This is a genomic window from Pseudomonas sp. OV546 (assembly GCF_900116845.1).
In the GTDB taxonomy this organism is placed as follows: Bacteria; Pseudomonadota; Gammaproteobacteria; order Pseudomonadales; family Pseudomonadaceae; genus Aquipseudomonas; species Aquipseudomonas petroselini.
Genome location: NZ_FPCE01000024.1, coordinates 1 through 19,538, shown reverse-complemented (window position 1 = coordinate 19,538; position 19,538 = coordinate 1). Strand labels below are relative to the sequence as shown.

The following is a 19,538-nucleotide window of genomic DNA, read 5'->3' as shown; positions in this document are numbered from 1 at the left end:
TTTTTGAGTTTTGGCAGAAGAAAAGACGACAGGGTGTTGTTATTGGGATTTGCTTTCGAAACCGTGCAGCACGTTGACGGCATTGATGCCGATCTCATCGACCATGTAGCCGCCTTCCATCACGAACAGCGTGGGCACGCCGACGCTGGCGATGATTTCGCCCATGCCGAGGAAGTCCTGGCTGTCGAGAAGGAAATGGCTGATGGGGTCGTCCTTGAAGGTGTCGACGCCAAGGGAGATCACCAGCACTTCGGGCGCAAAACGGCGCAGTTGCTGGCAAGCGTCGATCAGGGCGGTTTGGTAGTGGGCCCAGGTGGTGTTTTTCGGCAACGGGTAATTCAGGTTGAAGCCCTCCCCCGCACCTGCGCCGCGCTCATCACGGGCACCGGAAAAATACGGGTAGGACACTGCCGGTTCGCCGTGCAGGGAGATGAACATCACGTCCGGACGGTCGTAGAAAATATTCTGCGTGCCGTTGCCATGGTGAAAATCCACATCCAACACGGCCACGCGCTTGGCGCCTTGGGTGATGGCGTGCTGCGCGGCAATGGCGGCGTTGTTGAGGTAGCAGTAACCGCCCATGTATTCGCGGGCCGCGTGATGGCCCGGTGGGCGACACAGGGCGAAGGCGCTGTAGTGGCCCTCATCAAGCAGCGCCAGGCCGGTCAGGGCGATGTCCGCGCTGGTCTTGACCGCCTCCCAGGTGGTGCTGGTGATCGGGGAACCGGCGTCCATGGCGAAGAACCCCAGCTTGCCGTCAATGAAGTCCGGCACCCGTTCGTTGGCCAGGTCGCGTACTGGCCACACCAGGGGCAATGCGTCATGACTGCGGCCGGTGGCGGTCCATTCATCCCAGGCGGTTTCAAGGAACGTGACGTAGCGTTCGCTGTGGGCGGCGACGTAACAGCCCCGGTCAAAGCGGCGTGGCGTGATGATATCGCCGAGGCCAACCTGCCTGACGCGGTCACGCACGGTGTCGGCACGGCTTGGTTGCTCGAACGAGGGCTTGAGCACGCCGTCCTTCAGTTCGGTGCCATGGTGCAAACGGTGGTCTTCACTAAATACAGTCAACATGTGTGGGCATCCGCCAGTAAAAGACAGGGTCTATTTTGTTCTGGCGACGCCGGGCTTTCTTTGCTTTTACTTCTGCCACTGGTAGTTTTATCGGGTGTTTTTACCCTTGTGATTGCCCTATATGAAAAATAAAACCAAACAGGTCGTTCTTGATGACACCGATCTCGCCATCCTCGCCCTGCTGCAAGCAGACGCCAGTATTTCCAACGCGCAATTGAGTGAGCGGCTATCCCTGAGCCTCACACCCTGCTGGCGCCGCCGCAAACGCCTGGAAGAAGAAGGCGTGATCAAGGACTACCAGGCCAACCTGGATCGCAAGATGCTCGGGCTGGATATCCTGGCTTTCGTGCATGTGCGTTTCGCGATCCATACCGACCATGCGCCCGACGCCTTCGAGGCGGTGATGAGGGAGCTGCCGCAGGTGTTGTCGTGCCATAAGATCACCGGCGATGCCGATTACCTGTTGCAGGTGCTGGCGGAGGATCTGGACAGCTACAGCGAGTTTGTCGAGAGCGTGTTGCGGCGCCAGTTAGGGATTGCGTCAATTCAGTCGAGCCTGGCGCTGAGGGAGGTCAAGGCGACGAGTCGCGTGGCCATTTCAAAGCGTGAATGAGGGTCATACAGGGGGTGCGGTGTGGCTAAATGCCGCCACCCAGATGTGAAAAATTCGTTAACTAATTCTCCCCTAAGGCTTTTTCCTACAGACTCAATCTGACAAACTGATGCGAATAATTATCAACATCTTTATTATTCGCCAGGGACGGCATTCGGGGAGAGTCAGTTCCATGTCTGTGCAACAACACGGCGGCAAAGGTTTTTCACCCAGTTTGATGGCGTTGGCAGTCTGTCTTGCTGCTTCACACGCGGCCTTCGCGGCCGAGACCGAAGCGCCGGCCACCACCCTTGAACTGGGTGCAACGCAAATCTCCGGCGAAGAGCAACTGGGCCAAACCACCGAAGGCACGCAGTCCTACACCACCGGCGCAATGAAAACCGCGACCAAACTGCCATTAACCATGCGTGAAACCCCGCAGGCCGTCACCGTGATTACGCGCCAGCGTATGGACGACCAGGCGATGACCAGCATCAACGACGTGGTCAAGGCCACGCCGGGGTTGTTCCTGAACTTCTCCAACGGCCCTGGCCGGCAGTCCTACACTGCACGCGGTTTTGACATCGACAACCTGATGTACGACGGCATCCCGACCGGCTATAACGGCGTTTCGGTGGGCGCCCAGCCGAACCTGGCGATGTTCGATCGCGTCGAAGTGGTACGCGGCGCCACCGGCCTGGTGACCGGCGCGGGTAACCCTTCCGCCGCCATCAACCTGGTCCGCAAGCGCCCGCTGGACGAGCAGAAAGTCACCCTGACCGGCGCCGCCGGCAGCTGGGACGACTACCGTGGCGAGCTCGACGCCTCCAGCCCGCTTAATGACAGCAGCACATGGCGCGGCCGCGTCGTCACCTCTTACCGGGACGCCAACAGTTTCATCGACAACGCCGAGGAATATCACGGCCTGTTCTATGCCGTCACCGAAGCTGACCTGAGCGAGGACACCACCCTGACCCTCGGTTTCTCCAATCAGAAAGACAAAACCAATTACTTCTGGGGCGCGTCGATGGTCGGCCAGGATGGCCATCACCTGAACTATTCGCGGTCCTACAACCCCGGCACCCCTTGGGAAAACAAGGACCAGGAAATCAACACGGTATTCGCCGAACTGCGTCAACGCCTGGCCAACGACTGGAGCCTGCAGGTCAACGCCAACTACGCTGAGCAGAACGCGTTGTTCTCGGGTTCCTACCAGTCACGCTGGGTCAGCAACACCCTGGCTCGCACGGTCTACCAAGCGTCCTACGACGAAAACCAGGCCGGCGTCGACGCCTTTGCCAGCGGCCCCTTCCAAGCGTTTGGACGTACTCACGAACTGGTGGTGGGCGCCAGCCGGCGCATCTACGACATGACCACCCACAACTACAGCCCGTACAACCTCAACTGGCCGCTCACCGCCGGCAAACCGGACTTCGTCCATACCACCAACGACCGCGACGTCACCACCCAGGACGGGGTCTACCTGACCACACGCCTGAGCCTGGCCGACCCGTTGAAGCTGATCCTCGGCGGACGTCTGGATTGGTATGACTACGACGCCCATGGCAGCAACGATGGCGACTATAAGGTCACCCGCAACCTCACCCGCTACGCAGGCCTGATCTACGAGCTGGACGACCACCACTCGGTGTATGTCAGCTACAGCGACATCTTCACGCCGCAGAGTGCAAAGGACACGTCCGGTACCCCGGTCAAGCCGATCGTCGGCAAGAACTATGAGGTTGGCATCAAGGGCGAATACCTCGGTGGCGCGCTGAATGCGAGTGTCGCGCTGTTCCGCGTCGACCAGGAAAACCGTGCCGTGGAGGTAGTCGTTGCAAACTGCCCACAAGCCTCCTGCAGTAACGCCTCGGGCGAGATCCGCAGCCAGGGTATCGACTTCGAACTGCAAGGCGCGCTCACCGAGAATTGGCAGGTCGGCGGTGGCTACACCTACGCCCGTACACACACCATCAAGGACGAAGCGAACCCCCAGAACGTCAACAAGCAGTTCGACACCGACACCCCCGAGCACCTGTTCAAACTGACCACCAGCTATCGCTTCCAGGGTCCCCTGGAAAAACTCCGCGTAGGCGGTAACCTCTCTTGGCAAAGCCGGATGTACAACGACCTCGAGTTGGCCAATGGCGGCAGCTACCGTCTCAAGCAAGGCGCCTACGCCGTCACCGACCTGATGGCCGGCTACAGGGTCAACGACCACCTCGACCTGCAGGTCAACGCCAACAATATCTTTGATCGCCGTTACTACTCGACCATCGCCAACTCCGTGAGCTATGGCGGTGACGCATACGGCAACCCGCGCAACATGATGCTGACCGCCAAATACAGCTTCTGATCACAGCCCGATAAACGGCTACCCACCCGGGTAGCCGCTCCTCAACTCCCTCCTCAAGTCCCTGCTCCTGTTGCCGATAACCGTTTTGCATCGCTCAATCCAATAAAAACCAAGCACACCCAATTCGCGCCACCCTGCCCCTCGTTTTGTTTCGGCCAGACCACATGGAGTAAGTGTGAATGCCCATCCGCACGCGTTTTTTCGAGCACTACCGCAAGGCCGACCGCATCATGCTGGCGCTGATCTGGCTGATGTTCCTGTTCTCACTGGGCCTGGCGTTCTGGCATGACACGTTGATTCAAGCGGCCATCGTCGGCGGCGGCACCAGCGTGGTGCTGACCGCGCTCTACCGCGCCATCGGTGGCACCCGTGTGATGCGTTGCGCCCTCGGCGCGGGCTTGATGGTCATGGCGGCGCTGCACATCAACCAGGCGCAGGGCGTGATCGAAGCGCACTTCGGGATCTTCGCACTGTTGGCCGTGCTGACGTTTTATCGCGACTGGCTGCCGATCCTGGTCGCAGCGGCCACGATCGCCGTGCACCACGTGGTGTTCCATGCGCTGCAACATCAAGGCTTCCCGGTATTTGTGATGGATCATCACGGCGGTTGGGCCATGGTGTTTGTCCATGCGTTCTATGTCGTGATGGAAACCGTCGCCCTTCTCTACCTGGCCGTGCACAGCCAGGCTGAAGCGGTCGAGAGCCAGGAGATGCTGGAAAAAATGCTGGCGGTTACTTCCCAGCTGACGGTCGAAACCGCCGAAGGTGACGCGGGCAAGGTGCACGTCTCCCTCGCCAAGCGTTTCGACCACTTCCTGCAGCAGCTTACCGGCCTGATCGACGGCGTCGCCCGTGACTCCCATGGCCTCGGCCAACTCGGCCAGGAACTGGCCAGCGCCAGCGGCACCCTGGAAAAAGGCGCACGGCACCAATTGGCGGAAATCACCCAGATGACCGGCTCGATGCAGCGCATGGAAGACGCCATGGGCCACATCGCCGTGCACGTGGAGCAAGCGGTGGATCACGCCGGCAAGGCCAGCCAACAGATCCTGCGCGGCCAGGAAAGCGTGGGCCGTGCCCAGCAGGAAATCACCCAGTTGGCCTCACGCCTCAACGGCACGCATGAGACGGTACAAGGCCTGGCCGTGCAGGCCGAGCAGATCGGCACTGTGCTCGAAGTCATCAGCAGCATCGCCAACCAAACCAACCTGCTCGCCCTCAACGCTGCCATCGAGGCCGCCCGTGCCGGCGAGCAAGGCCGTGGTTTTGCGGTGGTCGCCGACGAAGTCCGCAGCCTGGCGCAACGCACAGCGGTGTCCACCCAGGAAATCAAAACCATCATCGAGGGTTTGCAGCACGGCAGCCGCCAAGCCGTCGAAGCCATGCACGACAGCCGCCAAGGCGTGGAGCGGTGCGTGGAAGACAGCCAGGTAGCGGTCGAAATGTTGCGCGCGGTGGGCAATGACATCGCGCACATCGACGACCTGAATGGCCGGATCGTGACCACCACACGCGAGCAAACCTCGGCAAACCTGGAGATTGTCGGCCGGCTGCAGTCGGTGCAAAGCATTGCGCAAAACACCGCCGACGATGTCGAAACCCTGGCCAGAAGCAGTGAGCGGTTGCCGCCGATTGCGGTGCGGTTGGATGCGCTTGGGCGACGGTTTCATCCATGATTTTTAGCGCGGCTCAACCCTCGGCAACGACCTCGCGCACGAAGTCTTCGTAGGTGCGCAACGGGTGCCCAATGAGGGCCTCAAGCATTTCGACCGTGCCTTCAACGGCGTGCATGCCAAAGGTCTGGATACCCGCCATCATCAGGCGCATGTCATACGCCAGCCAGCTGGGGCCGTAAGAAGCCAGCTGTGCTTCGAACGCGGCCAAGTCATCCCCGCCGTAGGCGATCTCGCGGCCTAGCGCCGCACTCCAGGTCTTCGCCACGGAGGCACCGGTGAGCGCCTGCGGCCCAACCAACTCCAGCGTTACACGAGCCAGCGCCGAGGGCGCTGTGTCGCGCCGCAACAGCTCTGCGACCGCGACATCAGCGATATCGCGCGCGTCAATCATCGACACGCCCGCCGAGCCGATCGGCATCGGGTATACCGAGTAGGCCTGAATAGCCTGTTGCACCAGGCGGTCGTTTTGCATGAAGTAAGCCGGACGCAAGACCGTTACAGGCATGTCAAAGCGCTCGATCATGCGCTCAACCGTATGCTTGCCGGTGAAGTGCGGGACGTTGGTGAATGTGTCGGCATGAATCACCGACAAATAAACGATGCGTTCGATACCCGCCTCACGCGCCAGGTTCAGCGTGATCAGGGCTTGAGTGACCTCGTCGGGCGTCACGGCATTGAGCAGGAACAGGGTACGCACCGACGCGAGCGCAATGCGCATCGACACGACGTCAGTGAGGTCTGCGACAACGTCAGTGACGCCGGCCGGAAACTCCCGCTTGCCCGCTTGGCGCACAAGGGCTTTGACCTCGGCGCCCGCGCCAGCCAGACCTTGAGTGATCAGTGAACCAAGGGTGCCCGTGGCGCCAATAACCAGAATGCTCATGTTTGTAACTCCTGCAGTGGGTTTAGAGTGGATCAGCGAGTGAAATCCGCAACAACCTTGCCCGTCCGTGAAACGGTGCGATTGCGTGCGAGTGCATCGGGATATCGGAGAAGCCGACGACGTCGTCCTGCGCCAACACCGTTGGAGACTGCTCATTGGAAATGCCTCATGGCGTGTCCCGATGACGAGACAGTAATTCGTTGCACTTCCAAAACGAAGACCACAAAATCCAGACACCTCGTTTCACATATGGAACACCCATGAACCTGAACGCGCTGATTGATTTCACCCTCGTCGCCACCCATTCGGGGCTGGGCAAGGCCAGCCGCGCGAGCGGTATTTCCAAAGCCACCTTGTCGCGCCGAATCAGCGACCTTGAAGAACAACTGGGCGTGAGGCTGATCGAGCGCAGCGCACGTGGCCTGAAACTCACCGAAGCCGGTGAGGCGCTGATGTCTCGAACTGAAGGCCCGCTGAGTGAAGTGACCGACGCCATGACCGCCGCACGCGAAGGCGTTTCAACACCGCGCGGACGTCTACGGGTCGCGGCCCCGATTCTGTTCTCGCAGCTGGCGATGGGGCGTATCGGCGCCGAGTTCTGTGCGGCCTATCCGGAGGTGTTTATCGAGGTGGTGTCGGAAGATCGACGGGTGGACTTGGTGGAGGAACAATTTGATGTCGCCATTCGAATCAACCCCAGCCCGGACAGCAGCCTGGTCGGACGGTGCTTCGCCAAGGACCGGCTGATCGTGGTGGCGGCGCCTGAACTGCTCAAGCCGATGCCCGGCGCGATCCGATCCGTGCCCGCGATCGTGACGTCGACTTTCCAGCCCACCCACTGGCGTCTTGACGGCGGGCAGTTGGTCTTGGAGCCGGTGCCGACCATGCAGTTCTCTTCGCTGTTGATGGTCCGCGATGCCGCTGTCGCCGGTGGCGGTGCGGCGCTCATCCCACAGTCCATCGCCTGGAATCAGCTTGCCCGCGGTGAATTGGTTCAGTGGGGAACGGTATCGGGTGTAGAGCCGGCGCTTTGGGTCTTACACACCTCCAGGCGGCTTGCGGCGCCGAAGGTTCGCGCATTCGTCGACTTCATGTGTGATCACTATTCCGACATGTCGCTTGTTCTGAGGGGTTAGGACTGATTAATCGCCGAGGGTGGGTGGTCTGGCCCGTAGACATACGACAACCACCGACGAAAGCAGGGTGAATGCTCGCCATGGGCCGAAAATCATCCTTCAATGAAAACGCTCGGCGAACCGAAAAAACTCAGAGTGGTAGCCGTTATATAAACGCATGCCCTTGCTCCTTCGTCTCAAACGCGCTACAAATCCCACTCTCAAGTTGTACGACAACCTAAAAATAAATCGCCATCCTCGACGATGGTGCCCAATGCTCGAGCCTCATCATGACTGCCGCTGCCACCACGCAAACCACACCCGCCCCCTTCTCCCGCCCCATCGCCGTGTTGATTCTGCTGTGCATGGGCTGTGCCTTCGCCGGCAACCACATTGCGGCGCGCGTAGCCTTCGATGATGGCGCCGGTGTGTTGCTGGCTATTCTGATGCGTTCGGGCGGCACCTTGCTGGTGCTGGCCGTGCTGGTGCTGTGGCAACGCCAAAACCTGCGCCTGCCGGCCGGGGCATGGTGCTGGCAAGTGCTGCTGGGACTGCTTATCGCCACCCAAAGCCTGTGCCTCTACTCCGCCGTCGCCCGCGTGCCGGTGGCGCTGGCGTTGCTGGTGGGCAACGTGTTCCCGATCTTGCTCGCCCTGCTCACCTGGGCATTCGGCGGCCCACGCCCGACGGCGCGCACCGCCTTGCTGATGGGCTTGATTCTGATCGGCCTGGTGTTTGTCCTGGACGTACCCGGCCGCCTCTCAAGCAGTGCCGAGATCGGCCCGCAATGGCTGATCGGCGTCAGCCTGGCATTCTGCGCCGCCTTCGTGTTCGCCTGCGCGCTGTGGATCACCGATCACAAGTTGTCCCAGGTTCGCGGCTCAGTGCGCAGCCTGCTGACGATCTTCATCGTGTTCAGCAGCGTCAACCTCGCGGGCCTCAGCGGTGCCCTTCCGGGCGGCCTGAACCCACCGGCAAGCAGTACCGGCTGGCTGGCGCTCGCGACGTTAGTGGTGCTGTATGGCACCGGTTTTATCGTGCTGTTCATGTCGGTCCCACGCCTGGACATGCCGCGCAATGCGCCGGTCATGAACATTGAGCCGCTGGCGACGTTGTTGATGGGCTGGATCGTGCTCGATCAAATGCTCAACGCCGGGCAGATGCTCGGCGGCGTCATCGTGGTGACCGGGATTGTGCTGCTGACTTACCGCAAATCTGCCCGCTAGCGATAAATCCCCGCCTGACCTGGCCCAATTCCTGCTCCTTCACTCCCACCCAGTCGCTACTGGCTATGCGGACGACTCTTTTGAGCCCGGCCGCCCACCCGCCTTCCCCGGATAATCCAGCATCCCCGACCCCTTCCGAGGCCTTCCCCATGACGAGCCCCTCCACCGAACAGGTAAGCCCCCAAACCCTGCGCAAGGTCATCATCGCCGCCGGCATCGGTAACTTCGTCGAGTGGTTTGACTTCGCCGTCTACGGTTTCCTCGCCACCACTATCGCCCAACAATTCTTCCCCAGCGGCGACGCCAGTGCGGCGTTGCTCAAAACCTTCGCGGTGTTCGCCGTCGCCTTCGCCTTCCGGCCCTTGGGCGGGATTTTCTTCGGCATGCTCGGCGACCGCATCGGGCGCAAACGTACCCTGGCCATGACGATCCTGCTGATGGCCGGCGCCACCACCTTGATCGGCCTGCTCCCCACCTACGCCGCCATCGGTGTCGCGGCGCCGATTCTGTTGTCGCTGATCCGTTGCGCCCAAGGCTTCTCCGCCGGGGGCGAATATGCCGGGGCCTGTGCGTACCTGATGGAACACGCACCCAGTGACAAGCGCGCCTGGTACGGCAGCTTCGTGCCCTTGTCGACATTTTCCGCCTTCGCCGCCGCCGCCGTGGTGGCGTACGCCCTTGAAGCATCGTTATCGGCCGAGGCGATGGGCAACTGGGGCTGGCGCCTGCCGTTCCTGATCGCCGCACCGCTCGGGCTGGTAGGGCTTTATCTGCGCTGGAAGCTGGATGAGACGCCGGCCTTCCAGGCTGTGAAGCAGGAGCATGCGGTCGCCCACTCGCCACTCAAGGAAACCTTGCGCAACCATGGTGCGGCGATCTGCTGCCTGGGCGCTTTTGTGTCACTGACGGCGCTGTCGTTTTATATGTTCACCACCTACTTCGCGACCTATCTGCAAGTGGCAGGCGGGCTGAGTCGGGCGATGGCGTTGCTGGTGTCGCTGATCGCGCTGATCTTCGCTGCGGCGATTTGCCCGCTGGCGGGGTTGTATTCGGACCGGGTGGGGCGTCGGGTCACGGTGATGACCGCGTGCGTGTTGTTGATGGTGGTGGTGTACCCATCGTTCTTGATGGCCAGTTCCGGCTCGTTTGCAGCGTCCATTGTCGGCGTCATGTTGCTGGCGGTGGGCGCCGTGTTGTGTGGCGTGGTCACGGCAGCGCTGCTGTCGGAGACCTTCCCGACACGCACGCGGTACACCGCCTCGGCAATCACTTACAACATGGCGTACACGATCTTCGGCGGTACCGCGCCGCTGATAGCGACGTGGCTGATCAGCACCACGGGCAGCAACCTGTCACCGGCGTTTTATCTGATAGCGGTGGCGTTGCTCGCACTGGCGGGTGGTTTGGCGTTGCCGGAAACGTCGAGGATTTCCCTGCACGACGTAGGCACGGAGGAGAAAGGTGCGGCACTGTCGCTGTCGCGTTAGGTTCATACCTATAGGCGCGAGGCGGCGATAGCGGTGGGTCAGGCGCAGAAAATGCCAGCAGTGCCGCCGCACAGCAGTTCCCCAAGACAGGTATGATCGACAGCCATCCGACCCGTCTGGACCCACGCCGATGCCAGTCTGCCAAACCCGCCCTGCCCCGGCGCCTTTGCTCAACCCCGGCGAGACCGTGGTGTTGTTCGACGGCGTGTGCAAGCTGTGCAACGGTTGGGCAAGGTTCCTGATTCGCCATGACCACCCGCGGCGCGTACGGTTGGCGGCAGTGCAATCTCCCGAGGGCCAGGCGTTGCTGGCCTGGGCGGGTTTGCCCCTGGATCAGTTCGACACCCTGGCGGTCATTCGCGACCGTCACTATTGGGTGCGTTCAGACGCGGTGTTCGAAATCATTGCGCAACTGCCTGCCACGTGGCGTGCATTGCTGCTGTTGCGCTTTATCCCGCGCGGGCTGCGGGATTGGGCTTACGACCGCGTGGCGCGCAATCGCTATCGACTTTTTGGGAAGTACGACAGCTGCCTGTTGCCACATCCGGATCATGATCAGCGCTTTCTGAAAGGCCGGCTATGAACCACTGCGCAGCCGGTCAAGCACCTCATCAAACGCCACTGTATTTCCTCCCTTGATTCTGTTTCCGACTGCATCATAGGCATTTTGGGCGCACCCGGACGCTCACGTTCATGACGGCGTTTGCTTACGTTACACTCGCGACTCCGAACATCAGCCAAGGAGACAGGCATGAGTATTCGCGGCAAAGACCGACAAATCGACAACATCGAATTCAACGTGGGCGATATTGCCCGTAGCAAAGCCTTCTACGGCGGCGCATTCGGCTGGACATTCGTCGACTATGGCCCCAGTTACACCGAATTCAGCGACGGCCGCCTGAGCGGAGGCTTCACCACCGGGGAGCCCGTTAGACCGGGGGGACCGCTGGTGATTTTGTATGCGGATGATCTCGATGATACGCAACAGAGACTCAAAGCCCTGGGTGCCGTTATCACACGCGAGACGTTTACGTTCCCGGGTGGAAGTCGGTTTCACTTTACGGACCTGGATGGGTATGAATTGGCGGTCTGGACGGTGCAGCAGTAGGCTTGGGAACGCGTGATCAATATCGACAGCAGATTGAAGGGTCCGCCATGCACCCAGCTCTTCACACCGCAGCCAATGGTCATCTAACCCTGGGCCTCAACGAATTGCCTGACGCTTATTGGCTTTCGCTGGTCGACACCTTAGTCAAACACCATGGGTTCCGACAGGTGGGATCGCCCGTCGTCGGCCTTGACACGACAATTCACCCAAGTTTCCATTGCGCTGAGTTTAGCCTCGCCGCTGGCTGGGATATTTGGTTTGGGCACTATTTACTTTCAGAATCAGCGGCAGGTGATGTGTTTCTGCAACAGCTATTCAACCAGTTGAAAACCTGACCGGCTCACTGATGCATCACGATCTTTTTTGGATCAGTCAGCGGCCAAGCTATTTCCTGCCCGCTATGGAGAGAACGATGAGAGTCATATTTGCGTTGCTATTGATGTTGAGTGGGTACGCCTACGCCGGTTGCGGCAACATCAGTGACGACAATCAACGCGCCTATTGCAATGCCAAAATCAACGGACAAAGCTGCAGCAACATTCGCGACGATAACCTGCGGGCCACCTGCAATGCTGAAATGAACGGGCAAAGTTGCGGCAACATTAGTGACGACAATCAACGCGCCTATTGCAATGCCAAAATCAACGGACAAAGCTGCGGCAACATCCGCGACGATAACCTGCGGGCCACCTGCAATGCTGAAATGAACGGGCAAAGTTGCGGCAACATCAGTGACGACAATCAACGCGCTTACTGCAATGCCACGATCAACGGTCAAAGCTGCGGGAATATTCGAGACAGCGACTTACGTAACCAGTGTGAGGCCCTGAAGCGTTAATCGACGACTAGCGCGGGGCCGGTTGTTTTACATCGACACCCTCGAACCTGGCCGTGCTCATCACTGACCAGGATAACCGCCGGCCTCCACGAACAGCTTACGAAGCTTCCTCTGGGCGGCCTCTGAAAGACGCGCATGATAGCGTCGGAGCTCCTCTTCAGCCGCGTCGGGCTTGCCGTTCATGGCCAATACAAAGGCGTAGGCAAGCGGATGCTGCGTGTAGTTGTAGAAACCCAGCCCGCCTGTCGACAGATGCTGCCTGACAAGCTCGAAAGCGCCAGGCAGGTCGGTGATCGAACGCGCTGCGTTCCAGAACGACTCAGCCTTTGGAATGGCGGCCCTGAGGATATCGGGTGCGCACTTCGCGATAGTTTCAGGCCCGTAGTGATAGGAGCGGCGGGCAAGCCCGATGATGATCAATATGAGTTTTTCTGATGGACTGCTTTCGGCCAAAAGCGATCTGTCATGAACTTGAGCATAAAGCTCATTATAGGGCTCGACAAAATTAAAGTGAGTTAAGTATAGAGCACTTCTTGTTTTGCGTATGACTTTGAAGTAAATATCCAGCCAGAAATAAAAAGCCACTCAAATAGATATGCACAGACAGTGCAGGCAATTCGATTGGGCTGCTAGAGTTGCGATTTAGCACTTTAGTATCACAACGCCATTTAACACTTGAACTATTGCCATCCAGCAGCCCATAGTCCCAATGCGCCATATTCTTGGCTGCACCATAAGAATACTAAAAATCTCTTGGAGACTCAGCATGTTAAATTCATGGTCGGTGCGGACAAGATTGCTGTTGGGCTTTGGCTTAATGGTAGTGATTACGTTTATGATCTCTACATTTTCTGTCATTAGTTTGAATGAATCAAATCTACGCTTCTCAAATTATGTTGATGGTTTGGATAAGCGCATGGGGCTGATGAACGATTTATTGCTCGCTGCGCAACAACGTGCTATTTCAGCACGCAACCTTGTACTGATCACCTCTGCAGTGGAACGACAGGCTGAGGCGGATGCCATAAATACCGAACATCAAAAAGTTAAAAAGCTTTTGTCGGAACTGGTAGCGGGCGTCAATGTGTTACCTCCATCCGCCGAGGGTAACAACGCTCGGAGTTTAGTGGCTGAGATCGAGAAAATTGAGAAAATTTATGGCCCTGTCGCTTTAGAGATCACGCGGTTAGCCATGAGTGGCAATGATAAAGCGGCTATTGATATGATGAACAGTGAATGCTTGCCACTTTTAAAGAAACTTGTAACCAGCGTTATTAATTACAAGAGCTTTAACTCAAGCCTCGCGCAGGCTAGCATCAGTGACTCGCAAAACGAATATAAAAACACCCGTAACTTCCTGATGTTCTTCTGTGCACTGGCAATTACCATAGGGGTCGTACTGACCACTCTGATAGTTCGTGGTTTATCACGTGCTCTTGGTGCAGAGCCGACTGTCTTGTCCACCATCGCTCAGCGCGTCGCCAGTGGTGACTTGCGCCCGATTCTTGAAGCGAAAATGTCAGTGGCCGGTAGTGTGCTGTCCTCCTTAGGTGAAATGCAGTCACGCCTGAGCCTGCTTATTAGTCAAGTTAATACGTCATCGGCCGTTATTTCTGATGCCGCCGTTGACCTTTCCGCTGCGACAGAGCAAACCCGCATCGGCGTAGGAAATCAGAGAATTGAAATCGACCAAGTCGCCACCGCGATCCACGAAATGGTAGCAACCACCCTTGAAGTTGCGCGCAACTCCGAAGAAGCAGCCCATGCGGCACTCAACGCTAACCTTCACGCGCAGACCGGCGGCACCATGGCAAAAGACGCAATAGCCCAAATCAAACGTCTGGCCTCTGAGGTGTCGAAATCTGCAGCCGCTATGGCACAACTCAAAATAGAGAGCCTAAATATAGGTGGGGTATTGCAAGTTATAACTTCAGTCGCAGATCAAACCAACTTATTGGCGCTGAATGCGGCCATCGAAGCTGCGAGGGCGGGCGATGCGGGTCGAGGGTTTGCGGTGGTAGCAGATGAGGTGAGAACGCTTGCCAAACGGACTCAGGGCGCAACCCTGGAAATTGGAGCTCTGACCGCCAATCTGCAAAAAATAGCCGAAGAAGCTGCTGGGATGATGGAAGTCTGTCGCGGTTTGACTGATGAAACCGTCATACAAGTTTCAAACACCGGGAGTTCGGTTGAAACCATCGTGGGGATGATTGACAACATCCAGCAGATGGTCAGGCAAATCGCAACCGCCGGTGAGGAACAAAGTTGCGTGGCAGAAGAAATTAACCGCAGTGTTACTTCAGTTCGTAATATTGCGGATGATTCAGCTTTGTCGTGCGAGAGAACTGCCAGTTCAAGTAATGACTTGGCAGAACTCGGAGCCGTGCTACAGCGGCAAATAGGTAAGTTTACGGTTTGATGAGCTTATTAAGATTGCGTCTGCGGAGTGAGGAGCGCTCGATTGATTCACGCTCAGAATTATTTTTACAGATCACCGCAACCCAATCCATCAGAACGACATGTATAGCTTCTCGACCACGTAATAAGTAGCACAACGCCCAGCAGATAGAGCGTTCAGCGACGCTGCTACGTAACTTGATCAAAATGGAACACTGCGGTTCGGAGGGCGCGTTGCGCGCGCGTGCTCCGCCTGCGGGGACTGATATCGCCGTCACCCGGACAGGGTCGGAGCCAAGTAATTTAACAGGATCCAATTAATTCTGGACTTCGACTGGCGCTTGGCGAATTGCCACTATACTGGACCAACCCACCTGTTTCATCGGGTCACGCCACGTATTGAATTCAAGGAGCGAATCATGACCAGCACCTCAAACCTCACCTGTAATTTCACTCTATCCAGCAGCCTTGCGTTGGGTGTGTCCTTTGCCAGTGATGACGGTGGCGCCAGCTACGGCGGGCAAATTACCGTATTCACTCCCGCCACTGCCGGGCCCGTGAGCACAGGCTTATGGGACAACGACGGCAACGTGTTTTTTACGCTTTACCTGACTGAAAATCCCGAGGTCAACTGCGTCATCAATTCCGGCTCTGAGCCGGGCTCGTGGGTGCCGTACATCACGTTAGGTCGCGAATCTGGATTGGCTTGCCAAATCAGCAGCCCGCAGCAAGTCGGCGAAAATAATTACAACTACACGCTGACCGTAACACAACCTGCTGCCTGACAAGCTGCGACCATCTGACTGGGGCCCGTCGGCGTTAGAGAGGCAACTGATGGCTTGCTGCGGGCTATGCGACGATTTTCCATGGAGGAAGTGACGTATGTACCAGCAACAGATCAACCATCCGGCCAACCTGAGCGCCGAGCCGCTACCCCCAGAGGTATACGAGGCGATGTTCGACCTCTTCGAACATATTTGCCATTTCTGGGACAATCTGGATAACCCGCAGAACTTTAAATCACGGCTGTTCGTATTCATGGACAACCGTATGCGACTGCACCCCGAGTACAGAAGCTTTTATATTCAAGCCAACCAGACGCTGGATGAGTTAGTCGAACGTTTGGGCGAGGCGGCGGCTTACAAGATGCTATTCACCGACACAGCAGCCAACCAAGCGCCGCCACAGACGCCGTTGAGCCTGGTACGGCAGAAGGTATCTAACGAGTTCATTGCTTTCCAAGTCTCGCAGGGCGGATTCAAGGCATTCACAGGGGCTATCAATTACCCCGGCTACATTGCCGGCGCCTTCATCCCGGGTGAGCCTGTCCCCTACCGGACCGGGCAGGAGGGCGCACAATGAATACCGACGTCTTGATCATAGGCTCTGGCGTAGCGGCCGCAGCGATAGCCAACCGAATGCTGGAAGCCGATCCCAACCGGGAAATCCTAATCCTTGAAGCTGGCACCCGGGTGAAGATGCAAGACCAGGCCCTGTGGGATGACTTCATGGTTTCGGGCAGCTCTTACACGAAGCTGCCCTATTACAAATACAATGACCTGGATTACCCGCAGCGTGACGCTCCAGGCGAGAACCTAAGTGTTGGCGCGACCGTCGTCCCACTGGCGGGAGCCAGGGTCATGACTTATGGAGGTTCTACCATCCATTGGGGAGGCTGGTCCTTCCGGCTCAAAGCAGAAGATTTCCGACTAAAGAGCAACACCGGCCAAGGTGCCGACTGGCCGATTACCTACACCGACCTTGAGCCCTTCTACAACCAGGCAGAGTGCTACATTGGCGTTTCAGGAGACTCAACCGACCAAGACCCGCCCCGCTCGGCCCCCTACCCGTTCCCTGCCTTTCCTTACACGCTTGAGGACCAGCCCGTCTACCAGGCCATGACCGCCTTGGGAATGAGCAGCGCCAATGTGCCGATTGCCCGCCATGGCATCACCAACACCACGTCCCGCCACGCGCCCTGCAAAACCACAGGCACCTGCAAGTATTGTCCTTTCGGTGCGCGTTACGCAGCGCCCAACTTCTTGGGCGACATGACGGCATGGGGAAATTTTCCGAACCTGTGCATCATGGACAACTGCGTGGTGGAGCAAATCACCATGTCGTCTCGACAGCATGCCAGCGGTGTCATCTACCTGAATAAAATGAGCGGCGAGTTCCTTACGGTTGAAGCCAACACGGTAATTGTGGCCGGCGGCGCGATCGAGTCGCCGAAGCTGCTGCTGCGTTCATGCTCGACATATTGGCCCCTGGGTATCGGCAACGATCATGACCTGGTAGGCCGATATTTCGTGACCCACCCCTACTTCGTGTTCACCGGCACTCTCAAAGACAATCCCAACCGGTTGCAGCCCGAGATGGACTTCCCAACATTGTGCAGCCGTTATTTCGATAGCCCGCAGGAGCAGGCCGCGGGTAAATTTATACTGATAAACCCGCCGAGTTCGTTCGCCACGCTGGTCAACAACAAGCCGTCGAGTGTCACCCAAATGATGCAGAACGGCATGCTGCGCCAGGACATTGAGAAAGCAGTTCAAGGTCCAACCCAAGTGCAGATTCACGGCATGGTCGAGATCCCGAGTGAATACAGCAACAGAGTCTCGAATCTGGATATCCGCAACCGCATGGGCCTGCAGGAAACCATCGTGGACTACTCGCAGTCCGCGGACTTCAACACACGGATGCAGCAAATAAGCGCCCATGTGGGAAACATCTTTGAGTCGATGGGCGCAACCCTCGCCGGGCCGCCCTCCATTTCCTGGCGAGCCGATCATTCCGCCTGCACCTGCCGGATGGCAGGGACAGAGCAAGAGGGTGTCATCGATAAAGACCTCAAGGTTTTCGGTGTCGACAACGTTTATATCTGCTCCAACGCAGCCTTCCCAAATACTGGCGCAATCAACCCGACATTGACGCTTACGGCACTGGCGCTACGGTTGGGCGAACACCTGGCAGCTCCGGCACACCCATGACAATGCGAGGGCACATCACATGAGTACGTTGGAACAGGAAAAACAAGAGCTGAGCAAGTGGCTGCATACCGCCATGACCTTGGAACTATCCACCATCCCGCTTTATATGACCCCCCTGATCAGTATCAAGCCTGGGAAGAATCGAGTGCCCGCTAACATCCTGCGCGGTGTGATGATGGAGGAAATGCTGCATTTGTCTCTGGCCGGCAATCTGCTCTCTGCTATCGGTGGCAGAGCATGTTTCACGGCTGACAATGTCCCGTCATTTCCATTGGCACTGGCGTTCAACGGCAAGCGTTTCAAGGACAGGGAGTTCGAGGCCAACCTCGGCCCTTTCAGCCCGGCCAACATCGAAACCTTTACCCAGATCGAGCTGCCTGAAGGCTGGGGCGAACATCCCGAGCTCACGGCCGTCCAGCAGATCGATGTGCCCGGCTACACGATCGGTGAATTTTACGAGGCGCTCTCCAACAAGCTTGAGACGCTGTGCAAGACCTATGGGCCGACGGCTGTGTTCAGTGGCAACGTCGAGCACCAATTGGGACTCGACTACTATTGGGGCGGAGGCGGAAGCCCCATCGTCATCACCGACTTGGCATCGGCTCGGCGCGCCATTCAAGTGATCGTCACTCAAGGTGAAGGCAGCCGCCATAACGTATATGACGATGACCAACAGTATTTTAGCCAGCCAAATGAGGTATCCCACTTCTTCCGGTTTCGGGAAATTCAGTTCGGTCGCCACTACCAGGCTGGCGACAATCCTCATCAGGCACCCACCGGCCAAGCCTTCGAAGTGGACTACAACGAGGTCTATCCGATCCTGAGCAATCCGAAGTCAACAGATTATGCGCTCGATCCAGCAATGTCGGCACTTAATGAGCAATTCAATCGCCTTTACTCACTCATGCTCTATCAAATTGCTGAAGCGTTGAATGGCGCCGCGGGCGCAATGTACACCGCCATTTTGAACAGCATGCACGACATGACTGCTACCGCGCTGACCATGGTAGCAACGCCTATCGCAAACGATCCCCAGGGAAGAAATGGCGCACCTTCCTTTGAATGGATTCAACCTTTGGCATGACTGAAAAGGACGCAATGATGATCACATTGATATCTCGCTGGGAACTGCTGGATGGATGCCCACTCGACCTGAAAAAAGCGCTGGACGGCTTGGCCGAGAGAGTCAGGGAAAAAGAGCCCGACACCTGGATGTACATGGTTCACTTGCAAGCCCCCGCCCCCTTGGACGCTGACAACAATCCTATCGAACCACCGTTACCAGCAATTCCATTGGCGCAGCAAACGGAGGTGACCTTCGTGGAAATCTACAAAGATGAATCCGCCTTCAGCCGCCACGTCAAGGGCTCGGTGTTTCAGTCTTTCTTGAAGGAATACAGCCACTATTTTAAGCAGGACCCTGCACGGCCAGGGTGGCCCGCCACCCTGAATACGACGCTGGCTCGCGTTTCCGGGGTTATCCGCGACGCCGCTTGCAGGACTTAAGCATTTTGCCAAGCGTGCATGGGGGGCGCTTGCTACAACTTACCCCCTGTGCGTAGCCTCGTTTGAGGGGACTCACTAGAGTGGCGGCTAACGGCCAGGAGCGGACGGTCATATCAAGCAGCTTAGGCTGTGAGCGTAAACGTCCAGCAGGGCTCCTGCGAGCTTGACCCATCCCTATTACGGATGATATGCCAGTACCCGGGATTGCCATCGATAGGACCTGCTTTATGACCTACCTGTCTTCGTTGCTGCTCGATATCCCCGGCGTGGAGCATGGTTTCGAGACTTCT

At 57.9% G+C, this 19,538-nt stretch carries 19 protein-coding genes; 16 read left to right on the top strand and 3 right to left on the bottom strand.

The genetic code is table 11. The features are described 5' to 3' along the window. Window positions 1–39: 39 nt before the first annotated feature. Window positions 40–1,074 (bottom strand): histone deacetylase family protein, encoded by a 1,035-nt coding sequence (locus BM403_RS30445; RefSeq protein WP_093546830.1) that lies wholly within the window; start codon window positions 1,072–1,074, stop codon window positions 40–42. 121 nt (window positions 1,075–1,195) lie between these two features. On the opposite strand from BM403_RS30445, the gene BM403_RS30440 reads away from it, so the two are divergent. From BM403_RS30440 to BM403_RS32390, 3 genes are all read left to right on the top strand, one after another. Further along, on the top strand, window positions 1,196–1,687 hold the full coding sequence (locus BM403_RS30440; RefSeq protein ID WP_012724534.1) for an Lrp/AsnC family transcriptional regulator: 492 nt from the start codon (window positions 1,196–1,198) through the stop codon (window positions 1,685–1,687). A gap of 172 nt (window positions 1,688–1,859) precedes the next feature. Further along, window positions 1,860–4,022 (top strand): TonB-dependent siderophore receptor, encoded by a 2,163-nt coding sequence (locus BM403_RS30435; protein ID WP_046036158.1) that lies wholly within the window; start codon window positions 1,860–1,862, stop codon window positions 4,020–4,022. Between the two features lie 179 nt (window positions 4,023–4,201). After that, complete coding sequence (locus tag BM403_RS32390) at window positions 4,202–5,698, top strand: methyl-accepting chemotaxis protein (protein WP_046036159.1); 1,497 nt, start codon at window positions 4,202–4,204, stop codon at window positions 5,696–5,698. Between the two features lie 13 nt (window positions 5,699–5,711). Here BM403_RS32390 and BM403_RS30425 read toward each other — a convergent pair whose 3' ends face one another. Then, complete coding sequence (locus BM403_RS30425) at window positions 5,712–6,581, bottom strand: NmrA family NAD(P)-binding protein (RefSeq protein ID WP_093546827.1); 870 nt, start codon at window positions 6,579–6,581, stop codon at window positions 5,712–5,714. A 260-nt stretch (window positions 6,582–6,841) separates the two neighbouring features. Between BM403_RS30425 and BM403_RS30420 the strand changes: the two genes are divergently transcribed. The 7 genes from BM403_RS30420 (at window position 6,842) to BM403_RS30390 (ending at window position 12,355) form a co-directional block, all read left to right on the top strand. Then, entirely contained in the window at window positions 6,842–7,717 is an 876-nt protein-coding gene (locus tag BM403_RS30420) for a LysR family transcriptional regulator (protein WP_046036161.1), read from the top strand. A gap of 269 nt (window positions 7,718–7,986) precedes the next feature. Beyond that, window positions 7,987–8,922 (top strand): EamA family transporter, encoded by a 936-nt coding sequence (locus tag BM403_RS30415; RefSeq protein WP_093546824.1) that lies wholly within the window; start codon window positions 7,987–7,989, stop codon window positions 8,920–8,922. 149 nt (window positions 8,923–9,071) lie between these two features. Beyond that, window positions 9,072–10,409 (top strand): MFS transporter, encoded by a 1,338-nt coding sequence (locus tag BM403_RS30410; protein WP_093546821.1) that lies wholly within the window; start codon window positions 9,072–9,074, stop codon window positions 10,407–10,409. 130 nt (window positions 10,410–10,539) lie between these two features. Then, window positions 10,540–10,992, top strand: a complete 453-nt coding sequence (locus BM403_RS30405; RefSeq protein ID WP_093546816.1) for a thiol-disulfide oxidoreductase DCC family protein — start codon at window positions 10,540–10,542, stop codon at window positions 10,990–10,992. Between the two features lie 168 nt (window positions 10,993–11,160). Further along, a complete protein-coding gene (locus BM403_RS30400) occupies window positions 11,161–11,517 on the top strand; it encodes a VOC family protein (RefSeq protein WP_046036163.1) in 357 nt (118 codons plus the stop codon). Between the two features lie 47 nt (window positions 11,518–11,564). Further along, window positions 11,565–11,852 carry a hypothetical protein gene (locus BM403_RS30395; protein ID WP_043205424.1) on the top strand — a complete coding sequence of 96 codons (288 nt, stop codon included), beginning with the start codon at window positions 11,565–11,567 and terminating at the stop codon, window positions 11,850–11,852. A gap of 77 nt (window positions 11,853–11,929) precedes the next feature. Beyond that, window positions 11,930–12,355 (top strand): hypothetical protein, encoded by a 426-nt coding sequence (locus BM403_RS30390; protein WP_093546813.1) that lies wholly within the window; start codon window positions 11,930–11,932, stop codon window positions 12,353–12,355. Window positions 12,356–12,415: 60 nt separating this feature from the next. Here the strand turns inward: BM403_RS30390 and BM403_RS32345 are convergent, their stop codons facing one another. Continuing rightward, window positions 12,416–12,940: a hypothetical protein gene (locus tag BM403_RS32345; protein ID WP_256577268.1), complete on the bottom strand. Its 525-nt coding sequence runs from the start codon at window positions 12,938–12,940 to the stop codon at window positions 12,416–12,418. Window positions 12,941–13,121: 181 nt separating this feature from the next. Between BM403_RS32345 and BM403_RS30380 the strand changes: the two genes are divergently transcribed. The 6 genes from BM403_RS30380 to BM403_RS30355 all read left to right on the top strand — a co-directional run bounded on the left by BM403_RS30380 (window position 13,122) and on the right by BM403_RS30355 (window position 19,248). Next, the gene (locus tag BM403_RS30380) at window positions 13,122–14,774 is read left to right on the top strand and encodes a methyl-accepting chemotaxis protein (protein WP_175538122.1); all 1,653 of its coding nucleotides are present in this window, start codon (window positions 13,122–13,124) and stop codon (window positions 14,772–14,774) included. Window positions 14,775–15,171: 397 nt separating this feature from the next. Further along, entirely contained in the window at window positions 15,172–15,537 is a 366-nt protein-coding gene (locus tag BM403_RS30375; RefSeq protein ID WP_093546808.1) for a hypothetical protein, read from the top strand. A 97-nt stretch (window positions 15,538–15,634) separates the two neighbouring features. Continuing rightward, window positions 15,635–16,114, top strand: coding sequence for a hypothetical protein (locus tag BM403_RS30370; protein ID WP_093546805.1), 480 nt, complete (start codon window positions 15,635–15,637; stop codon window positions 16,112–16,114). Then, a complete protein-coding gene (locus BM403_RS30365) occupies window positions 16,111–17,742 on the top strand; it encodes a GMC oxidoreductase (RefSeq protein ID WP_093546802.1) in 1,632 nt (543 codons plus the stop codon). The genes BM403_RS30370 and BM403_RS30365 overlap by 4 nt, the downstream gene beginning before the upstream one ends. Before the next feature lie 19 nt (window positions 17,743–17,761). Continuing rightward, complete coding sequence (locus BM403_RS30360; protein ID WP_046036166.1) at window positions 17,762–18,826, top strand: ferritin-like domain-containing protein; 1,065 nt, start codon at window positions 17,762–17,764, stop codon at window positions 18,824–18,826. Further along, entirely contained in the window at window positions 18,823–19,248 is a 426-nt protein-coding gene (locus tag BM403_RS30355) for a putative quinol monooxygenase (protein WP_093546799.1), read from the top strand. The genes BM403_RS30360 and BM403_RS30355 overlap by 4 nt, the downstream gene beginning before the upstream one ends. The last annotated feature ends 290 nt before the right edge of the window (window positions 19,249–19,538 follow it).